This window comes from Phytobacter cepae (assembly GCF_054165735.1).
The window spans coordinates 423,736-441,168 of sequence record NZ_CM135107.1; the positions used below are offsets into that span (position 1 = coordinate 423,736).

Here is a 17,433-nt window from a genome sequence, read left to right on the forward strand (position 1 = left end):
GCCATCTGGCGGGTTTTGTTTGTTACGTGTTGCAAAATTACAGTTTTGGTCCGGCGCTGACCAGCGCTGCGCCTGCGGCGGTATCCGTGTACTTCTCAAAGTTGCTGATGAAGAGCTTAGCCAGTTGAGTGGCTTTCTCCTGCCACTGTTCTGGGGAGGCGTAGGTATTGCGAGGATCAAGGATCCGGCTTTCAACTCCCGGTAACTCGGTTGGAATGGCCAGGTTAAACATCGGCAGCGTAAACGTCTCTGCATCATCCAGCGCGCCGTCGAGGATCGCGTCAATAATGGCACGCGTATCCTTAATGGAGATGCGCTTGCCCGTTCCATTCCAGCCCGTATTCACCAGGTAAGCTTGTGCGCCGGCTGCCTGCATCCGTTTTACCAGCACTTCTGCATACTGAGTGGGGTGCAATGAAAGGAAAGCGGCGCCGAAGCAGGCTGAGAAGGTGGGGGTCGGTTCCGTCACGCCACGCTCTGTTCCCGCAAGCTTTGCCGTAAAACCGGACAGGAAGTGATACTGCGTCTGGTTCGCCGTCAGCCGGGAAACCGGAGGAAGTACGCCAAACGCATCCGCCGTCAGGAAAATCACTTTGGTGGCATGGCCCGCTTTCGACACTGGCTTGACGATATTATCGATGTGGTAGATCGGGTAGGAAACCCGGGTATTTTCCGTTTTCGATGCATCATCATAATCAATGCTGCCGTCCGCCCGCACGGTGACGTTTTCCAGCAGCGCGTCGCGTCGGATGGCGTGGAAGATATCCGGTTCAGCCTCTTCAGAGAGCCTGATGGTTTTGGCGTAACACCCGCCTTCAAAGTTAAACACGCCGTCATCGTCCCAGCCGTGCTCATCATCGCCAATCAGCCGACGTTTCGGATCAGTAGAGAGGGTCGTTTTACCGGTGCCGGACAGGCCAAAGAAAACAGCGACATCGCCCTTTTCACCGACGTTGGCGGAACAGTGCATAGACGCGATGCCTTTCAGCGGCAGAAGGTAGTTCATCATTGAGAACATCCCTTTCTTCATTTCGCCGCCGTACCAGGTACCGCCGATCAACTGAATGCGCTCGGTGAGGTTAAATGCCACAAAGTTTTCTGAGTTCATCCCCTGTTCTTTCCACAGCGGGTTGGTGCATTTAGCCCCGTTCATGACGATAAAGTCAGGGTTGAAATCGGTGAGTTCTTCGTCGGTGGGGCGGATGAACATGTTCTTCACGAAGTGTGCCTGCCAGGCCACTTCTGTGACGAAACGAACAGAGAGACGGGTATCCGGGTTGGCGCCGCAAAAAGCGTCGATAATAAACAGTCGCTTACCGGAAAGTTGTTGCGTCACCAGATCTTTAAGATGTTGCCAGGTTTCAGGTGCGAGCGGTTTGTTGTCGTTCTTACCTTTACCTTTATCAGACCACCAGACGCTATCGCGGGTGGTATCGTCACGGACAATATACTTATCTTTCGGCGAGCGGCCTGTAAATATGCCGGTGTCGACGGCGACAGCCCCAGAATTCGTTAACACGCCTCGCTCATATCCTTCCAGGTCTGGACGGAGCTCTTCCTGATACAACGTATCGTAGTCGGGGTTGTAAACGATATCCTGAACATCATTGATACCATAAGCCTTGAGATCCTGCGGGGTTAAATCTTTAACGCGCATGTCACTTCTCCTTAGCCAAGATGTACTGCCTGAAATTGTAGGGTTGTTATCACGTCCTTGACCGCGACACGGCTCATAGATTTACGCATCTCGACAAACCCTTATCGATGGAAAACACTGTGATATCCGTCATGAAGCGAGACAGATTTTGGCAATCATAGCCATTATGATCGGGAAAATGTTCTTAAAGCGACATAAAGCGATATTTTTAACGGTCATATTGTGACTGTAATCGCTTTCATGAAAGTAAATTACGTAAGGCTTTCATATAACGTATTAGCGGAAACGTGACGTGCCAAACAAAAGCGCCACCCCAGGGGGCGGCGCTTAAGAGCGAACGAAGGGGGAAGGTTAATGCACCTGCGGATCGGCAGGGGAGGCGTTGTTACGGATTTCGGCAATATCCATAGCATTGAAGAGATAGTGACTGCCGCAGTAGTCACAGTTCATATCAATTTCACCTTCTTCGGCAATGATACTGTCAACTTCGTTATCCGGTAGCGTTCTAAGCGCATCCGCGCAACGTTCACGCGAGCAGGTACATTTGAATTCAACGTCCTGCGGATCGTACAGGCGGACCTCTTCTTCATGGTACAGGCGGTGCAAAACGTCTTCCGCCGCGAGCGTAAGAAGTTCATCGGCCTTAATGGTTTCAGTCAGAATGCTCAGGTGCTCGAAATCTGCGGCCTGGGTCTCCTGCGCCGGCAGAACCTGGAGCAACATGCCGCCCGCAGCCGGCGTACCTGCAACTTCACCTGTGCGAATAAACAGACGTGTAGGCAACTGCTCTGAACGCAGGAAGTAATCTTCAAGGCACGCTGCCAGCGTATCACCTTCCAGTCCAACCACACCCTGGTAACGCTCGCCTTCCTCAGGCGTAATGGTAATAACCAGGTAGCCATTACCCACCAGCGTTTTCAGGTCCGCGCCTTCAGGAATCTCACCCTGAACGCGCGCCACGCCGCGCATCTGCTGACGGTTGTTGCCGTTAATTACCGCCAGGCTCATCGGGCCATCTCCCTGCAACTGCACGGTAATGTCACCTGCAAATTTCAGGGTCGCCGTTAAAAGGCTGGTGGCGACCAGCAACTCACCCAAAATGGTTTTCACCGGCAGGGGGTAATTGTGGTTTTCCAGCATCTGTTTCCAGGTTTCCGATACGGTTACCAGCTCGCCGCGCACGGCATAGTTTTCAAACAGATAGCGGTGTAATTGGTCGTGTTGAGCCATAATTTTCTCTCTTGCAGGTGGGCGCTACTGGCTGTCACCGTGTTTAAATTTCATCAGGTCGCGGCGTTCTTTCTTGTCCGGGCGGCGATCGGGGTGGGGCATCGTTAACGCATTGAGTTTACGTGCCTGCGCCATTTTCTCGCGCTTTTCGATACTTTCGGCCGTCTCTTCGTACAGCGTAACGGCCTCGTCGGCAGGGCGACGCTGTTCGGTAATGCCTTTAATCATCACCGTGCGTTCATCATTTCCCTGTCGCAGCGTCAGCATGGCGTTCAGCTCGACGACTTTACTCGGCTTGCTGCGCTGACCGTTGTAATGCACTTTCCCGCCTTCAATCATTTCGCGAGCCAGGGCGCGCGTTTTATAAAAGCGCGCTGCCCACAGCCATTTATCCAGACGGACGTTTTGCTCGGGCTGCTGTTTCATTACCTCTCCTTCACGCTGAGCGCGGGAATCAGGTGGCGATAATCGTTCATGCCGGGGTGACGTAGATAGCTTTTATCCGCCAGACCAGAGTCCGGGTTTGTCACCCCGAGGCAATAACGAATACCAAATTGGGCGGCGGCATCCAGAATCGGCTCGCTGTCATCAATAAACAGCGTGCGTTCCGGATTTAAGCCGGTTTCTTGTGCCACGGCCTGCCACAAACGCTGGTCCTCTTTCGGATAACCAAATGTGTGGGTGGAAAGTAATAAATCAAGGTGTGCTGCAAGCCCAGTGTGTTCAAGTTTAACAGCCAGGTTGTGCGGGTGGGCATTGGTCAACAGGATGCGTCTTTTACCGCACTTTTGCAGCGCATCAAGAAAAGGGACCGTATCTTCACGCAACACCGCCTTCGGACCCTGCTGAGTGGTCATCGCGCAGATATCGAGCCCTAAGCGTTCGCTCCAGAAATCCAGACAGTACCAGTTTAGCGTATGCTGAACGGCATGATATTCCTGGCGAATGATGTGCTGGGCTTCCGCAGGCGTAATCCCTTCTTTCGCGCCAAACGTTTCCGGGACCAGGGTCTGCCAGAAGTAATTATCGAACGCGAGGTCAAGAAGCGTGCCGTCCATATCCAGCAGGACGGTATCCACGTCTCGCCAGTCGATATCAAAATGCATAGAAAACTCCAGCCAGAAAGAAGCGTGCGCGACAGGTTAACATACCCGACGCGCAAGCAGTTTATCAGGTCAGGCTTTCAGGGGCAGGGATGAGTTTTGGGTTCAGGCAGTTTTCATAATACTGCTGAATGTCAGCCAGGCGTGTACGGTTACGTTGATAGCGACGGAGCGCCTGCACGCCGTTATAGAGACTGCAAACGATCATCGCCAGCAGCAACAGCGTCGTACCGATATAACGCCACAGGCCGGATGCATCAGGAATGCGGTGCAGGCTGACGTGTCGGGTACCGTTAGCATCGGTGGCGATGTTGGTGATAATGCCTTCAGCACTGAACGGCGTCTGCATCAACATCTCCGCCAGTCGCTGGAATTCGTTCCATTGTTCCGTTGCCGGGTAGTCGTACAGAGCCATCGGTGGGTAAGGCTGATCGACCAGTTCACTGCCCTCTTCGCTGACAATCAAAAAACCACCGGGGGCCGGGCTGTTAAGCGACTGCGCCGCGCGCGTGGTTTCTCGCATAATAAAGGGGGCCGTTGAGGTGGTAACCAGATTATCGAGAGACTCTGCGCTGACGGGACGTAACAGCACGTTCACACCGGTCAGTTTACCCGCGCTGGCGCGGGTGGTCAGGGTGTCCCAGTCTTTACTGTTACCGAGATTAACCAGGGCGTTTTTAAGCCGCAGACAATCGTCATCAGCGGCACACAAATCCTGCGTTTTCAAAACAATGTCTGCAAAGTCATCCAGCAATACCATGCCCGATTTTTGAATCGCCGAGCGCAGGGCAGGGCTGACACGGGAGTTATCCTCAGGTTTAGGATGCAACTGACGGTTGACGGCCTGCACCAGGGCGGTGGCTTTGGTCACCGTTTCAGACTCAGGCAGCGGCAATGGCGGGGCGTCATTCCAGATAATCTGCGAACAGTCGAACGGCGTAAACGGAGAACTCTGACGGGTCGTCCAGTTAGCGGAGGTTGGAATACTACACATGCCCGTACTGTGGATACGAAGCGAGTCCCCAACGCGCAGCCCGGCGGACTCGAGCTCACTGACTTTGGTGGCCTCGATGGTTTGTGCGCCTTTAATCCAGGAAAGCGTAAACTTGATAGGCATATCCAGCGGCACCCAGACCAATAGCATGACCAGTACTGCCAGCGCACCCATAGAAATAACGGCACTTCGTACCCAATGCTGCAACGGGAAATGAGTGACTTCATCATGAAGTGACAGGAAGCGCCCCTGGCGGACAACGTGGCGATCGAGATAAATATCAATGTCGCTTTGCTGGCCCAGATCCTGTGCGATATAAGGCTGCCAGTGACGGGGATAAATTAAATCAATAATCCCAAGCGAGATGTTATTGATTTGCTCCTGATTATTCTCGCCGAACAGGCCCCAGCGTTTTGGCGTGCCACGCAGGCAGTGAATTTCCCGGAGTGCGTTTTTTGCAGGTGGAGCGAATAACCCCCAGAGCCCGGCGGCCAGAAGAAGGATCCCGCCCCCCGCAAGCCAAAGGACAAAGACCTCCGGCGTCACCAGACAGAAAAAGAACAGCAAGAAGGCAGCGGCAATGAGTAATGCCTCCCGGAGGCCATCGGGGCGGCTAAGCGCATACTCCTGGGGCGTTTCGTGGCGTATGTTGAGCAGCTCAATCTGCTCTGTCTCTTCGCCGCGAATAGCAGAATGCGTCGCTGAAACCTGTTCTGGCATCAGCGTTTGTTCGTCGTAGCGCGATTCACTCAGATTGTGACCATTGAGTGAAATAACCAGCGGTAGGGTGTCAGTGCGGATCAGCTCAACGCTGTTTTCATCCGTGATGTACTGCTCCCAGAACGGAGGTAAATGGACTTCAACAGAATCGAGGTAATAGCGCCATTTGTTAGGCGCATCCGTCGTAATGCCGTAGCGGGTAATAGCCTGGGTCAGATGAATAACGGTGTTGCTTTGCGCATTGAGGGCCAGTGAGACGGGAGCCGTTGTTGCGCCTGTTGGGCCAGGCACCTGGCGGCTACGGGAAAGCGCATCCAGATAGCTTTCAACCGCACTGCGCTCTTCTGGTTTCAATTTACGGGTCGTCGCACCTGCAAAAGCCTGAAGGTGTGGTAAACGATATCGCCTCTGCGATCTCATTCGGTATACCCACCCGGCGACGAGTGCGCAGGCCAGCATAGCAGCGAAAAAAATCAAAATGGTGCTCATGCTTTTCCCATCTTACTTGTAGTAGCAGGTGTAGTCAGTTGCACCTTTTCCCATGGATATTATCAGCATAATCAAATAGTTGGCAGGCAAAAATATGTTCTTACTCTTTTCGTGCCTCGCAGCCTTGGAAAGGGTAGCAAAGCAGGCCTAAGGCGAATATCAGCAAATTCTTAGTTTAATTTCAACCTCTTGACTTTTAGGTTTATTTGGGAAAGGGCTGAAAGGAGGTTGCGAAAATGTAAATGAGGGGCAAATGACATTGCCCAAACGCGGTTCTGTGTCGCACAATAATGTCAGTATTCTCTGGAAAGACCGATAATAATGAGCGAATCATTGCAAAAACCCACCATTCTTAACGTAGAGACCGTTGCCTCTTCACGACTGTTTAACGTTGAAAGCGTGGATCTGGAATTCAGTAATGGTGTACGTCGCGTTTATGAACGTATGCGTCCGTCCAACCGCGAAGCAGTGATGATCGTGCCGATTGTTGACGATCACATTATCCTTATTCGCGAATACGCCGTGGGCACTGAATCCTATGAACTTGGGTTTTCAAAAGGGTTAATTGATCCTGGTGAAAACATGTATGAAGCAGCAAATCGGGAACTGAAGGAAGAGGTCGGCTTTGGGGCAAGGGAACTGACGTTTCTGAAAAAACTCAGCATGGCACCCTCTTACTTTTCCAGCAAAATGAATATCCTGCTGGCCGAAGATCTTTACCCTGAATCATTGCCGGGAGATGAACCGGAACCGTTGCCTCAGGTTCGCTGGCCGCTGGCACATTTAATGGATCTGCTGGAAGAACCGGACTTCAACGAAGCCCGTAACGTCAGTGCGCTGTTTCTGCTCAGAGAGTGGTTGAAAGGGCAAGGACGGTTATAAAAAAAGGCGCTTTCGCGCCTTTTTTGTCAGAACAGTTCGTGTGTTTCACCATTATCAATGATGGTGGTTCCCACTTCATGAACGGCTTGTTGGGTCGGTTGAGTGCCTTCAATAAAGTACTCTTGTCGACTGCTGCCTCCGCTGGCCAGTTGCCCGGTACCGCGATCGATATTCACCGTCACGATGCCCGGTGGGGGCGTCAGCGGTTCTTCTGGCACGCCGCTCAGGACGGCTTGCATATAAGCGTCCCATGCCGGTTGTGCACTCTTGGCGCCACCTTCATAACCCGAAATCTGATCTTTAATCGCCCCGGATGCCGTCGTACGACCCAGATCACGGCGATGATCGTCAAAACCGATCCATACCGAAGTCACAACACCCGGACCATAACCCGAGAACCAGGCGTCTTTCGAGCTGTTTGTGGTACCCGTTTTACCGCCGATATCGTTACGCTTCAGATCGCGCCCGGCGCGCCAGCCCGTCCCCTGCCAGCCCGGTTCGCCAAAGACGTTACTGTTCAGGGCGCTTTTGATTAAGAAAGCCAATGGCGTGTTAATGACATGAGGTGCATACTCCTGGCCACCGCTTCTGGCAACCAAATCCTGATTCGCCTGTTCCAACTGCGGCATAGGCACACCCGAATTAGGCTGCTCCTGAGAGGTTGCGACGTTTTCCATGTCTTTATTTTCGAGTACGTTTGACTTCGGCGTATCACCATAAATCACCGGAATATCGCAATCGGCACAGGCAATTTTCGGTTTGGCTTCAAACAGCACACCGCCCTGGTCATTTTCGATTTTGGTAATGAAGTAAGGGTCAACGAGGAAGCCGCCGTTCGCCATCACGGCGTAGCCACGGGCAACCTGCATAGGGGTAAAGGATGCGGAGCCCAGTGCCAGCGACTCGGTATGAACGATGTTCTGAGCCGGGAAGCCGAAACGTTGCAGATATTCTGCGGCATAGTCGACACCCATGGCGCGCATGGCACGTACCATCACCACGTTTTTCGACTGCCCTAGTCCCTGACGCAGACGAATTGGCCCGGAATATTCATCAGGTGAGTTCTTTGGACGCCAGTCTGAACCTGCACCCGCATCCCAACGAGAAATAGGCACGTCGTTGAGGATACTGGCCAGCGTCAGGCCTTTGTCCATTGCTGCGGTATAGAGGAACGGCTTGATGTTTGAGCCAACCTGACGCAACGCCTGGGTGGCGCGGTTGAATTTGCTCTGGTTGAAATCAAAACCGCCGACCAGGGCAAGCACTGCGCCATCACGTGGGTTGATTGAGACCAGCGCTGAGTTGACGTCCGGCACCTGTGCCAGCCACCAGCCCTCATTCACCGGGCGCACCCATATTTGTTGGCCCGTCTGCACGACATCCGTGACTTTGCGCGGTGTTGGCCCTTGCTGCGTATCGGAACGATACGGTCTTGCCCAGCGTACGCCCTCCATATGCAGCGAAACAGAGGTGCCATCTGCCAGCGTGGCCATCGCTTCCTGCGGGTTCGCTGCGGTAACGACTGCGGGTTCAAGAGGACCATAAGAAGGCAACGCTTTCAGGGAGTCAGCGATCTTTTTACTGTCCCAGGCGGCTTCACCGGGTTTCCACAGCACATTAGACGGACCACGATAGCCGTGGCGCATGTCGTAATCCATTACGTTATTCCGTACGGCGTCCTGCGCAGACTGCTGCACTTTACGGGTAATGGTGGTGTAAACACGGTAGCCATCTTCGTAGGCTTTCTCGCCATAGCGCGCCATCATTTCCTGACGCACCATTTCAGAGAGATAAGGGGCAGAGAAGGCGATTTCTGGCGCATGGTAATCGGCTTCGATAGCTTCAGCACGGGCCTCTGCGTATTGCGTCTGCGTGATATAGCCCTCGCTGACCATACGCGACAGCACCACGTTGCGTCGCGATGTGGCGCGATCCAGGGAGTAAAGCGGGTTGAACGTTGAAGGGGCTTTGGGCAGACCCGCAATCACCGCCATCTCACTCAGCGTGAGCTGATCGGCGTTTTTACCGAAGTAGACCTGCGCGGCTGCGCCTACGCCATATGCGCGATAACCGAGGTAAATCTTGTTGAGATACAGCTCAAGGATCTCGTCTTTTGTCAGCAGCTGTTCAATACGGATCGCCAGAAAGACTTCTTTGATCTTACGCATCAGGGTGCGTTCAGGACTCAGGAAGAAATTTCGCGCCAGCTGCTGCGTTATGGTACTTGCGCCCTGGGATGCGTGACCGGAAAACAGCGCAACGCTGGCGGCACGGAAAATCCCCACGGGGTCAACGCCATGATGCTCGTAAAAACGGCTGTCTTCGGTGGCAATAAACGCTTTCACCATGACGGGTGGAATTTGACTTAAGGTCAATGGAATGCGTCGTTTTTCCCCGTATTGCGCAATCAGTTCGCCATCGGCGCTGTAGACCTGCATCGGGATTTGCAGTCGCACGTCTTTGAGCGTGGCGACATCAGGTAGCTGCGGTTCAATATATTTGTATAAGCCATAAATCGAACCTGCTCCCAGCAGAATGCAACAGACTGCAAGGATGAATAAATACTTTACGAACTTCACCGGAGGATTCCCATTTAGTTTCATTTGGGCAGTTTATAAACAACCGCGCGGTAGTATAAATGCAAGCCTGATGCATTGATAGAGCAGTTATCTTTCCCGACGATAAGGAGATCGTAATTTATGGCATTCGGGCTTTGGCAGATTGGGCTGCATATTCAGCAAGATAGCGTGGTTAGCGTTGCGCTGACCCACGGGCGATCGGGCTGGGCGCTGCGGCGCTGGTGGCAGATGCCGCTTCCTTGCGGAACGGTAGAAAATGGGCAGCTTCGATTGCCGCAGCACCTGCTTACGGTGCTGGCACCCTGGCGGCAGTCACTCCCGCAACGGCACCGCGTACGGTTAGCTTTTCCTGCTGCGCGAACCCTGCAAAAACAGGTGCCGCGACCGGCAATGAAATTGCGAGAGAAAGCCCTGACGCAATGGCTTTCTCACAACGTGGCCCGTGAACTGGAAATGGCGGCAACAGACCTGCGTTTTGATTATGTCGAAGACACGCTGGCACCTGCCTATAGCGTGACTGCGGCGCAGCATAAAGAAGTGGCTGAACTACTGAGCCTGGCAAAATCTCTGCGTTTAAACGTTGCGGCTGTGACGCCGGATGCCTGTGCGCTGCAACCGCTCATTCCTTTCCTTAATCCTCCCGCTCGCTGCCTGATCTGGCGGGATAGCACGCAGTGGCTATGGGCAACACGAGAGGCATGGGGGCGACAGCCCGGTGATGAAAAGCTCTCTATTTCAAATCTGGCTGCGCGCCTCGGGTTATCTGAGGTCGACGTTGCCCAGTGTTCTGATGAGCAATGCGATTTTGATCCCTGGCACGCCGTTGCACAACGTCATCCCCCCTTACCGGTTGAAGGTGCGGGTTTTGCCGTTGCCATTGGTCTGGCGTTAGGGAGTGTTCAGTGAGCAGGCACGTGGTAAACCTCATCCCATGGCGGGAGCAGCGCCGCTATCACTGTCGCCGCTTCTGGCTACTGTTTTTTGTGCTCGCGCTCATGGGTATTTCGCTGATGACGATGGGGTGGCAGGGCAGTGCCAGTCTCAGGCGTCAGGACGCTTCGCTATGGTTGCAATCAGATGCAGATGTCCTGAGCCGGATCGCCTCTCGCGAACCCCTCTTCCAGGCAAAGCATGCGCAGTGGTTAAAGCTGCAGGCCAGCGCCCGGCAGCGGCAAATCACACGGTTGTGGCATCAGCGGTTAGGGGCGCTTGCCGAGCGGATGCCTGAGAGTGCCTGGCTGACAACGCTGCATTTTCATGAGGGCAAGCTTGAGCTGGCGGGTGCGACCCGCTCTTTCGCGGCACTCAGTCAGCTTGAGCAGGCCCTGAGCTCAACTCAGGGGTTTCGCTTACAGCCAACGGGTGCCACTGAACGTGATGCACAGGGTCATTGGCAGTTCCGTTATCAGCTTGAAAAGGAGGCCGAAGATGCCCCGTGACCTTGAGTTTTGGTATGGCCTTTCGCCCGGGTTACGTGCGCTGACGGCCAGTCTCCTGGTGCTACTGGCACTGGCGTTCTGCTGGTGCATGGTGATTCGACCCATCGAAGCCGAACAGTTTTCATTAGAGGCTCAGCGACAGGCCCAGCAACAAACGAGGCAGCTTCGCTGGAAGACGCTGATGAATCTCAGACCGCCTGACGTGTCAGCAAGCGAAGAGAAGGTCACTGCCTTCACCCCTTTGTCGTTTCAGTCTTTGGGAAGAGAGTTGATTCGCTGGCAACCCACCGTCGGAGGGGGAGAAATGGTACTGGCGTCCACATGGGAGGCAGTGCCACCGACTTTTTTGCACCTCGCAGAGCGCAACATGCTGGCCGTTGGATTTACCCTGGCGATGAAAGAGAACGCGCTACATTTCACGTTACTACTGGAGCGGGGGGAGGGTGGCTAAACGTATTGCACTCACTTGTCTGCTGGTCTTGCCGTTGCTGACCGGTATGCGTGACCCTTTTCGTCCTCTACCCGATCGCTGCCAGTTCGCCCTTTTGGGTGAATGGCGTCTGCAAGGCGTGGTCATGGTGGACGAGAAACCCGTTGGGATCGCGCAGGATCCCGCTGGTCGCTGGCGGCGCTTGCGTGAGCAAGAGACGCTGCTCGCTGGCTGGAAAATTGTGCGTATTAATAAAGAAGAGGTGGCACTGGAGAACGGGCACGGATGTAACCCCGCAAGCTGGCGCATGAATCGAGAAGGAACTCAGGATGATAAAACGCGTAACGGCAATACTCTGCCTTTGCCTGGCGACGACCAATCTCAGCGCGAAGGCAAAAGAGAAAAATAAGGAACAGGAAAAACCACCCCGACTGGTTACCCTGATGGTGGATGACGTCCCGGTCAGGCAGGTGCTTCAGGCGCTGGCCGAACAGGAGAAACACAATCTGGTTATCTCGAAGGACGTGGATGGCACCCTGTCGCTCCATCTGGTGGACGTGCCCTGGAAGCAGGCGCTGCAGACGGTCATTTCAAGCACGGGTTTAACGATGCGCACTGAAGGCAATATTTTGCATGTGCACTCGGCGGCCTGGCAGCAACAGCAGCGGGATGCACGCGACGCGGCGCTGGAAAAACAAAAGCAAAATCTGCCGCTGGAAGAGCGTAGTCTCACATTGCGTTACGCCGATGCCGAGGAGCTGGCGAAAGCTGGCGGGAAATTGCTCAGCCCCAAAGGGGCAGTGACCGTGGATAAGCGACTGAATCGCCTGCTGTTACGCGACAATAAAGCAGCACTCAATGCATTAGAAAAATGGGTTGTGCAGATGGACCTGCCCATTGAGCAGGTTGAGCTGGCGGCCCATATCGTCACTATTAATGAAAAAAGTCTGCGGGAACTGGGGGTGAAATGGGGGCTGGGTGAGGCAACAAAACCCGGTAAACGTGGGCAGGTATCAACACTGTCTGCTGATTTGTCGGTAGAAAGTGCCACTACCCGGGTGGGTTTTAACATTGGCAGTATCAATGGGCGCTTACTGGACCTCGAACTCTCTGCCCTTGAGCAAAAACAGCAACTGGAGATTATTGCCAGTCCGCGTCTGTTAACGTCCCACATGCAGCCTGCCAGTATTAAACAGGGCAGTGAAATTCCCTATCAAGTCTCCAGCGGCGAAAGCGGCGCTACGTCAGTAGAATTTAAAGAGGCGGTGCTCGGGATGGAAGTGACCCCAACGGTTCTGCCGGAAGGGCGAGTGCGTTTAAAACTGCGTATCACCCAGAATGTCCCCGGTCAGGTTCTCCAGCAGGCAGACGGTGAAGTTCTGGCGATTGATAAGCAAGAGATAGAAACTCAGGTGGAGATTAAGAGTGGTGAGACGCTGGCGCTGGGCGGCATCTTCTCGCAAAAGAATAAGGCAGCAAGCGACAGTGTGCCCGTTCTCGGTCGCATTCCCTGGGTAGGGCAGCTCTTCCGCCATGACGGGAAAGATAATGAACGCCGTGAACTGGTGGTCTTTATTACGCCGCGTTTAGTGCCTGTTCATTGATTGATACCTTTTCTCTGCCGCTTTTTGGGCTGAACTCGATACAGGTGTTTGACGTGAGAGATGATTTAGCTTACAAGGAGTACCGATTTGAGTGTCAGCGAATGCCAACTACCATAAATGATGTCTACGGGTAGTTAGTGATTTATTCAGTTGCCAAACCAGTCATAGTACTGAGATAATTTTTGGTCTGACTCTCGAACTTACGTATATGAGGTTTCAGTTCATGTCCTGCTCCGCAAGGTAACAACGAAGCAGGTTTATCATCAACGAATAGTCTTAGTAGTACCGAAAAAATGGCAGAGAAACGCAATATCTTTCTGGTTGGGCCTATGGGTGCCGGCAAAAGCACTATTGGGCGTCAGTTAGCTCAACAACTCAATATGGAATTTTACGATTCTGATCAAGAGATTGAGAAACGAACCGGAGCTGATGTGGGCTGGGTCTTCGATGTAGAAGGTGAAGAAGGTTTCCGCGATCGCGAAGAAAAGATCATCAATGAGCTTACGGAAAAGCAGGGAATTGTCCTGGCGACCGGCGGCGGCTCTGTGAAATCTCGCGAAACCCGTAATCGTCTCTCCGCCCGCGGTGTCGTGGTTTATCTGGAAACCACCATCGAAAAGCAATTGGCTCGTACTCAACGTGACAAAAAACGTCCACTTCTGCAGGTGGAAACGCCACCGCGCGAAGTGCTGGTGGCGCTGGCTGATGAACGCAATCCTCTCTATGAAGAGATTGCTGACGTTACCATTCGCACTGATGACCAGAGCGCAAAAGTTGTCGCAAACCAGATTATTCATATGCTGGAAAGCAACTAATTCTGGCTCAATTCACAGGCCTGCGGGTTTAAGCATTTAAGGTGGATGTCGCGTCATGGAGAGGATCACAGTCACTCTTGGGGAACGGAGTTACCCTATAACCATCGCGGCTGGTTTGTTCAACGACCCAGCTTCCTTCTTGCCCCTGAAGTCCGGTGATCAGGTTATGCTGGTCACCAACGAAACACTGGCACCCCTCTATCTCGACAAAGTCCGTCAGGTGCTGGAATCAGCGGGTGTTAAGGTTGACAGTGTGGTCTTACCGGATGGCGAGCAGTATAAAAGCCTGACGGTTATGGACACCGTGTTTACCGCCCTTTTGCAAAAACCCCACGGTCGTGACACAACGCTAGTTGCACTGGGTGGCGGAGTGGTCGGTGATCTCACCGGCTTCGCTGCGGCCAGCTATCAGCGCGGCGTTCGTTTTATTCAGGTTCCTACTACTCTGCTTTCTCAGGTCGACTCCTCCGTCGGCGGGAAAACAGCGGTTAACCATCCTCTTGGCAAAAATATGATTGGCGCGTTTTACCAGCCGGCTTCGGTCGTGGTGGATCTTGACTGCCTTTCTACCTTGCCTGCACGAGAATTATCGTCTGGTCTGGCTGAAGTTATTAAATACGGCATCATTCTTGATGGCGCTTTTTTCGACTGGCTGGAAGAAAATCTGGATGCATTGCTGCGTCTGGATGGCAAGGCGATGGCTTACTGTATCCGCCGTTGTTGTGAGCTAAAAGCCGAAGTTGTGGCAGCTGACGAGCGGGAAACAGGCTTACGTGCTTTACTCAATCTGGGACATACCTTTGGTCATGCAATAGAAGCCGAAATGGGTTACGGCAACTGGCTGCATGGTGAAGCTGTCGCAGCAGGAATGGTGATGGCGGCGCGCGCATCTGAGCGTTTGGGGCAGTTTAGCCCACAGGATACGCAACGCATTATCACCTTGCTCAAACGTGCCGGTTTACCGGTGAGTGGGCCGCAAGAGATGTCTGCTCAGGCATATATTCCGCATATGCTGCGTGACAAAAAAGTGTTAGCAGGCGAGCTACGTTTAGTGCTCCCGCTGGCGATAGGGAAGAGTGAAGTTCGTGGCGGAGTGTCACAAGAGGTCGTTCTTGGCGCCATTGCTGATTGCCAGCAGGCGTAACAATTAGAAAGGTTTGCTGCGCGTGCGCGGCGTTTAAATTCGGGTTTTATGCACGGGTGGTCGGCATAAACCTTTGAGTGGGGTGTTAAATGGATGAATTCAAACCAGAAGACGATCTGAAACCCGATCCAAGCGATCGTCGTACTGGTCGTTCTCGTCAATCTTCTGAACGTGTCGATGAGCCGCAAATCAATTTTGATGATGTTGAGCTTGATGCTGACGATCGCCGTCCTTCGCGCGCGCGTAAAGTGCGTGATGACCGTGATGATTACGAAGAAGAAGATTACGAAGCGGAAGAGGAGTCGCTTGACGAAGAGCGTGCTGAACGCCGTCCGCGCAAGCGTAAAAAAGCGGTTGCAGCGAAACCCGCTTCACGCCAGTACGTCATGATGGGAGTGGGCATTCTGGTGCTTCTGCTGCTCATCGTGGGTATCGGCTCTGCCCTTAAGGCACCGTCCGCTCCCGCAACGAATGAATCCGCATCGACGGAAAAAAGTATCGATCTTTCTGGCAACGGTACGAACGCAGCCTCCGAGCAGGCCAACGGCGCGCAACCTGCCCCAGGTAATACGCCAGCACAGGATACCGCTGCGAATACGAATGGATCGCGCGATGTCTCTTTGCCACCTATCTCTTCTACGCCTTCTCAAAGCCAAACGGTTGTAGCACCGGAAGGTCAGCAACGGCTGGAAGTGCAGGGCGATCTGAATAGCGCACTGGCTTCTCCGCAAGGCCAGAACCAAATTAACAGTGCCGTCGCCAACAGTACGTTGCCGACTGAGCCTGCAACCGTTGCCCCGGTACGCGGCGGTAACAGCAATGCAGCACACGCAACGGCTGAAAATAACACCAGCGCTTCGCGTCCTGAACGTAAGCAGATGGTTATCGAGCCGAAGCCGCAGGTTAAACAGCCTGTTGCTAAAGCAGAACCAAAAACTGAACCAAAAGCGGTTACGCCTACTGCCCAGCAGCCGAAGCGCACTGAAAGCGTAGCCGCCGCACCGGTGAAAGCGCCAGCAGCAACTGCGCCAGCACCTGCCGCGACACCGAAAGCGACAACCACGGCGCCAGCAGCCGCACCAACGGCCACCGCCGCCGCGCCTGCTGCCAGTGGTGGCGCAACGGGGAACGTGGGTTCACTGAAGTCTGCACCGGGTAGCCATTACACTCTGCAACTGAGTAGCTCATCAAATTCCAATAACCTGAATGCCTGGGCGAAGAAAGAAAATCTGAAAAACTTCGTGGTTTATCAGACGACTCGCAACGGTCAACCATGGTATGTGCTGGTGAGCGGCGTCTATGCTTCCAAAGAAGATGCCAAACGTGCGGTCGCTACGTTGCCGTCCGATGTACAGGCGAAAAACCCGTGGGCGAAACCGCTGCATCAGGTTCAGGCCGATCTGAAGTAATGTTTAAAGCGCAGGATGCTGTCGGAGCTGTCTCCACAGCCGGAGAGAGTGTAATCAATCATCCAGCATGAAAAAAAATCGCGCTTTTCTGAAATGGGCAGGGGGGAAATACCCCCTGCTTACCGATATTGAACGACATTTGCCTGCGGGCGATTGTCTTATCGAACCCTTCGTCGGTGCGGGTTCTGTTTTCCTCAATACTTCGTATTCCCGTTATATTCTTGCGGATATCAACAGCGATCTGATAAGCCTGTACAACATTGTTAAAGACAATGTGGAAGGCTATGTTGATGCCGCGCGGCTGCTTTTCACCCCGGACAACAATCAGTCAGAGGTGTATTACCAGCTTCGCAGTGAATTCAACCAGAGTCGGGATCCTTTCCGTCGCTCGGTGTTGTTCCTGTATCTCAATCGTCACGGGTACAACGGGCTCTGTCGTTATAATTTGCGTGGGGAATTTAACGTACCCTTTGGTCGTTACAAAAAGCCCTACTTCCCCGAGGCGGAGTTGTATCATTTCGCCCAAAAAGCGCAGAATGCCTTTTTCTACTGTGAATCTTACGCTGACAGTATGGCGCGCGCGGATGCCCGTTCCGTGGTGTATTGCGATCCGCCTTACGCGCCGCTTTCTGCTACGGCAAATTTCACGGCTTACCACACCAACAGTTTTACTCTTGAGCAGCAGGCCCATCTGGCCTCTATTGCGGAGAGCCTGGTAAGCAATCGAATTCCGGTATTAATTTCCAACCATGACACGGCGCTGACCCGTGAGTGGTACAGTCAGGCAAAACTGCATGTGGTAAAGGTGCGGCGCAGTATCAGCAGCAATGGCGGTACACGCAAAAAAGTGGATGAATTATTGGCGTTGTATCGTCCGACGACCGTGTAGCCCGCTTGTTCTCGCCGTCGTTACGCGTTCACCTTAGCCTGTAAAATGA

At 53.5% G+C, this 17,433-nt stretch carries 16 protein-coding genes; 10 read left to right on the forward strand and 6 right to left on the reverse strand.

The features are described 5' to 3' along the window. Positions 1-37 precede the first annotated feature (37 nt). The 5 genes from pckA to ACUY4Q_RS01950 form a co-directional block, all read right to left on the reverse strand. Positions 38-1,657, reverse strand: coding sequence for a phosphoenolpyruvate carboxykinase (ATP) (pckA, locus tag ACUY4Q_RS01930; protein WP_458045469.1), 1,620 nt, complete (start codon positions 1,655-1,657; stop codon positions 38-40). A 351-nt stretch (positions 1,658-2,008) separates the two neighbouring features. Further along, positions 2,009-2,887, reverse strand: a complete 879-nt coding sequence (gene hslO / locus ACUY4Q_RS01935; protein ID WP_458045470.1) for an Hsp33 family molecular chaperone HslO — start codon at positions 2,885-2,887, stop codon at positions 2,009-2,011. Positions 2,888-2,911: 24 nt separating this feature from the next. After that, positions 2,912-3,313 carry a ribosome-associated heat shock protein Hsp15 gene (hslR, locus tag ACUY4Q_RS01940; RefSeq protein WP_458045471.1) on the reverse strand — a complete coding sequence of 134 codons (402 nt, stop codon included), beginning with the start codon at positions 3,311-3,313 and terminating at the stop codon, positions 2,912-2,914. Continuing rightward, positions 3,313-3,993 (reverse strand): GMP/IMP nucleotidase, encoded by a 681-nt coding sequence (gene yrfG / locus ACUY4Q_RS01945; RefSeq protein ID WP_458045472.1) that lies wholly within the window; start codon positions 3,991-3,993, stop codon positions 3,313-3,315. Before yrfG ends, hslR begins: the two co-directional genes overlap by 1 nt. 64 nt (positions 3,994-4,057) lie before the next feature. Continuing rightward, a complete protein-coding gene (locus tag ACUY4Q_RS01950; protein WP_458045473.1) occupies positions 4,058-6,193 on the reverse strand; it encodes an intracellular growth attenuator family protein in 2,136 nt (711 codons plus the stop codon). 321 nt (positions 6,194-6,514) lie between these two features. Between ACUY4Q_RS01950 and nudE the strand changes: the two genes are divergently transcribed. Then, complete coding sequence (gene nudE, locus ACUY4Q_RS01955) at positions 6,515-7,075, forward strand: ADP compounds hydrolase NudE (protein ID WP_458045474.1); 561 nt, start codon at positions 6,515-6,517, stop codon at positions 7,073-7,075. Positions 7,076-7,101: 26 nt separating this feature from the next. Here nudE and mrcA read toward each other — a convergent pair whose 3' ends face one another. Continuing rightward, positions 7,102-9,654 carry a peptidoglycan glycosyltransferase/peptidoglycan DD-transpeptidase MrcA gene (mrcA, locus tag ACUY4Q_RS01960; protein ID WP_458045475.1) on the reverse strand — a complete coding sequence of 851 codons (2,553 nt, stop codon included), beginning with the start codon at positions 9,652-9,654 and terminating at the stop codon, positions 7,102-7,104. Positions 9,655-9,774: 120 nt separating this feature from the next. On the opposite strand from mrcA, the gene ACUY4Q_RS01965 reads away from it, so the two are divergent. The 9 genes from ACUY4Q_RS01965 to dam all read left to right on the forward strand — a co-directional run bounded on the left by ACUY4Q_RS01965 (position 9,775) and on the right by dam (position 17,384). Next, on the forward strand, positions 9,775-10,560 hold the full coding sequence (locus tag ACUY4Q_RS01965) for a DNA utilization protein HofM (protein WP_458045476.1): 786 nt from the start codon (positions 9,775-9,777) through the stop codon (positions 10,558-10,560). Then, on the forward strand, positions 10,557-11,093 hold the full coding sequence (locus tag ACUY4Q_RS01970) for a PilN domain-containing protein (protein WP_458045477.1): 537 nt from the start codon (positions 10,557-10,559) through the stop codon (positions 11,091-11,093). Before ACUY4Q_RS01965 ends, ACUY4Q_RS01970 begins: the two co-directional genes overlap by 4 nt. After that, positions 11,083-11,544, forward strand: coding sequence for a HofO family protein (locus ACUY4Q_RS01975; RefSeq protein ID WP_458045478.1), 462 nt, complete (start codon positions 11,083-11,085; stop codon positions 11,542-11,544). Before ACUY4Q_RS01970 ends, ACUY4Q_RS01975 begins: the two co-directional genes overlap by 11 nt. After that, complete coding sequence (locus tag ACUY4Q_RS01980) at positions 11,537-11,932, forward strand: HofP DNA utilization family protein (protein WP_458045479.1); 396 nt, start codon at positions 11,537-11,539, stop codon at positions 11,930-11,932. The genes ACUY4Q_RS01975 and ACUY4Q_RS01980 overlap by 8 nt, the downstream gene beginning before the upstream one ends. Then, positions 11,856-13,127: a DNA uptake porin HofQ gene (gene hofQ / locus ACUY4Q_RS01985; protein ID WP_458047235.1), complete on the forward strand. Its 1,272-nt coding sequence runs from the start codon at positions 11,856-11,858 to the stop codon at positions 13,125-13,127. Before ACUY4Q_RS01980 ends, hofQ begins: the two co-directional genes overlap by 77 nt. Positions 13,128-13,420: 293 nt before the next feature. Then, positions 13,421-13,942, forward strand: a complete 522-nt coding sequence (gene aroK / locus ACUY4Q_RS01990; protein WP_185668982.1) for a shikimate kinase AroK — start codon at positions 13,421-13,423, stop codon at positions 13,940-13,942. 55 nt (positions 13,943-13,997) lie between these two features. Further along, entirely contained in the window at positions 13,998-15,086 is a 1,089-nt protein-coding gene (gene aroB / locus ACUY4Q_RS01995) for a 3-dehydroquinate synthase (protein ID WP_458045480.1), read from the forward strand. Positions 15,087-15,175: 89 nt separating this feature from the next. Continuing rightward, entirely contained in the window at positions 15,176-16,495 is a 1,320-nt protein-coding gene (gene damX / locus ACUY4Q_RS02000; protein WP_458045481.1) for a cell division protein DamX, read from the forward strand. Between the two features lie 67 nt (positions 16,496-16,562). Further along, entirely contained in the window at positions 16,563-17,384 is an 822-nt protein-coding gene (gene dam / locus ACUY4Q_RS02005) for an adenine-specific DNA-methyltransferase (protein WP_458045482.1), read from the forward strand. Positions 17,385-17,433: the final 49 nt, after the last annotated feature.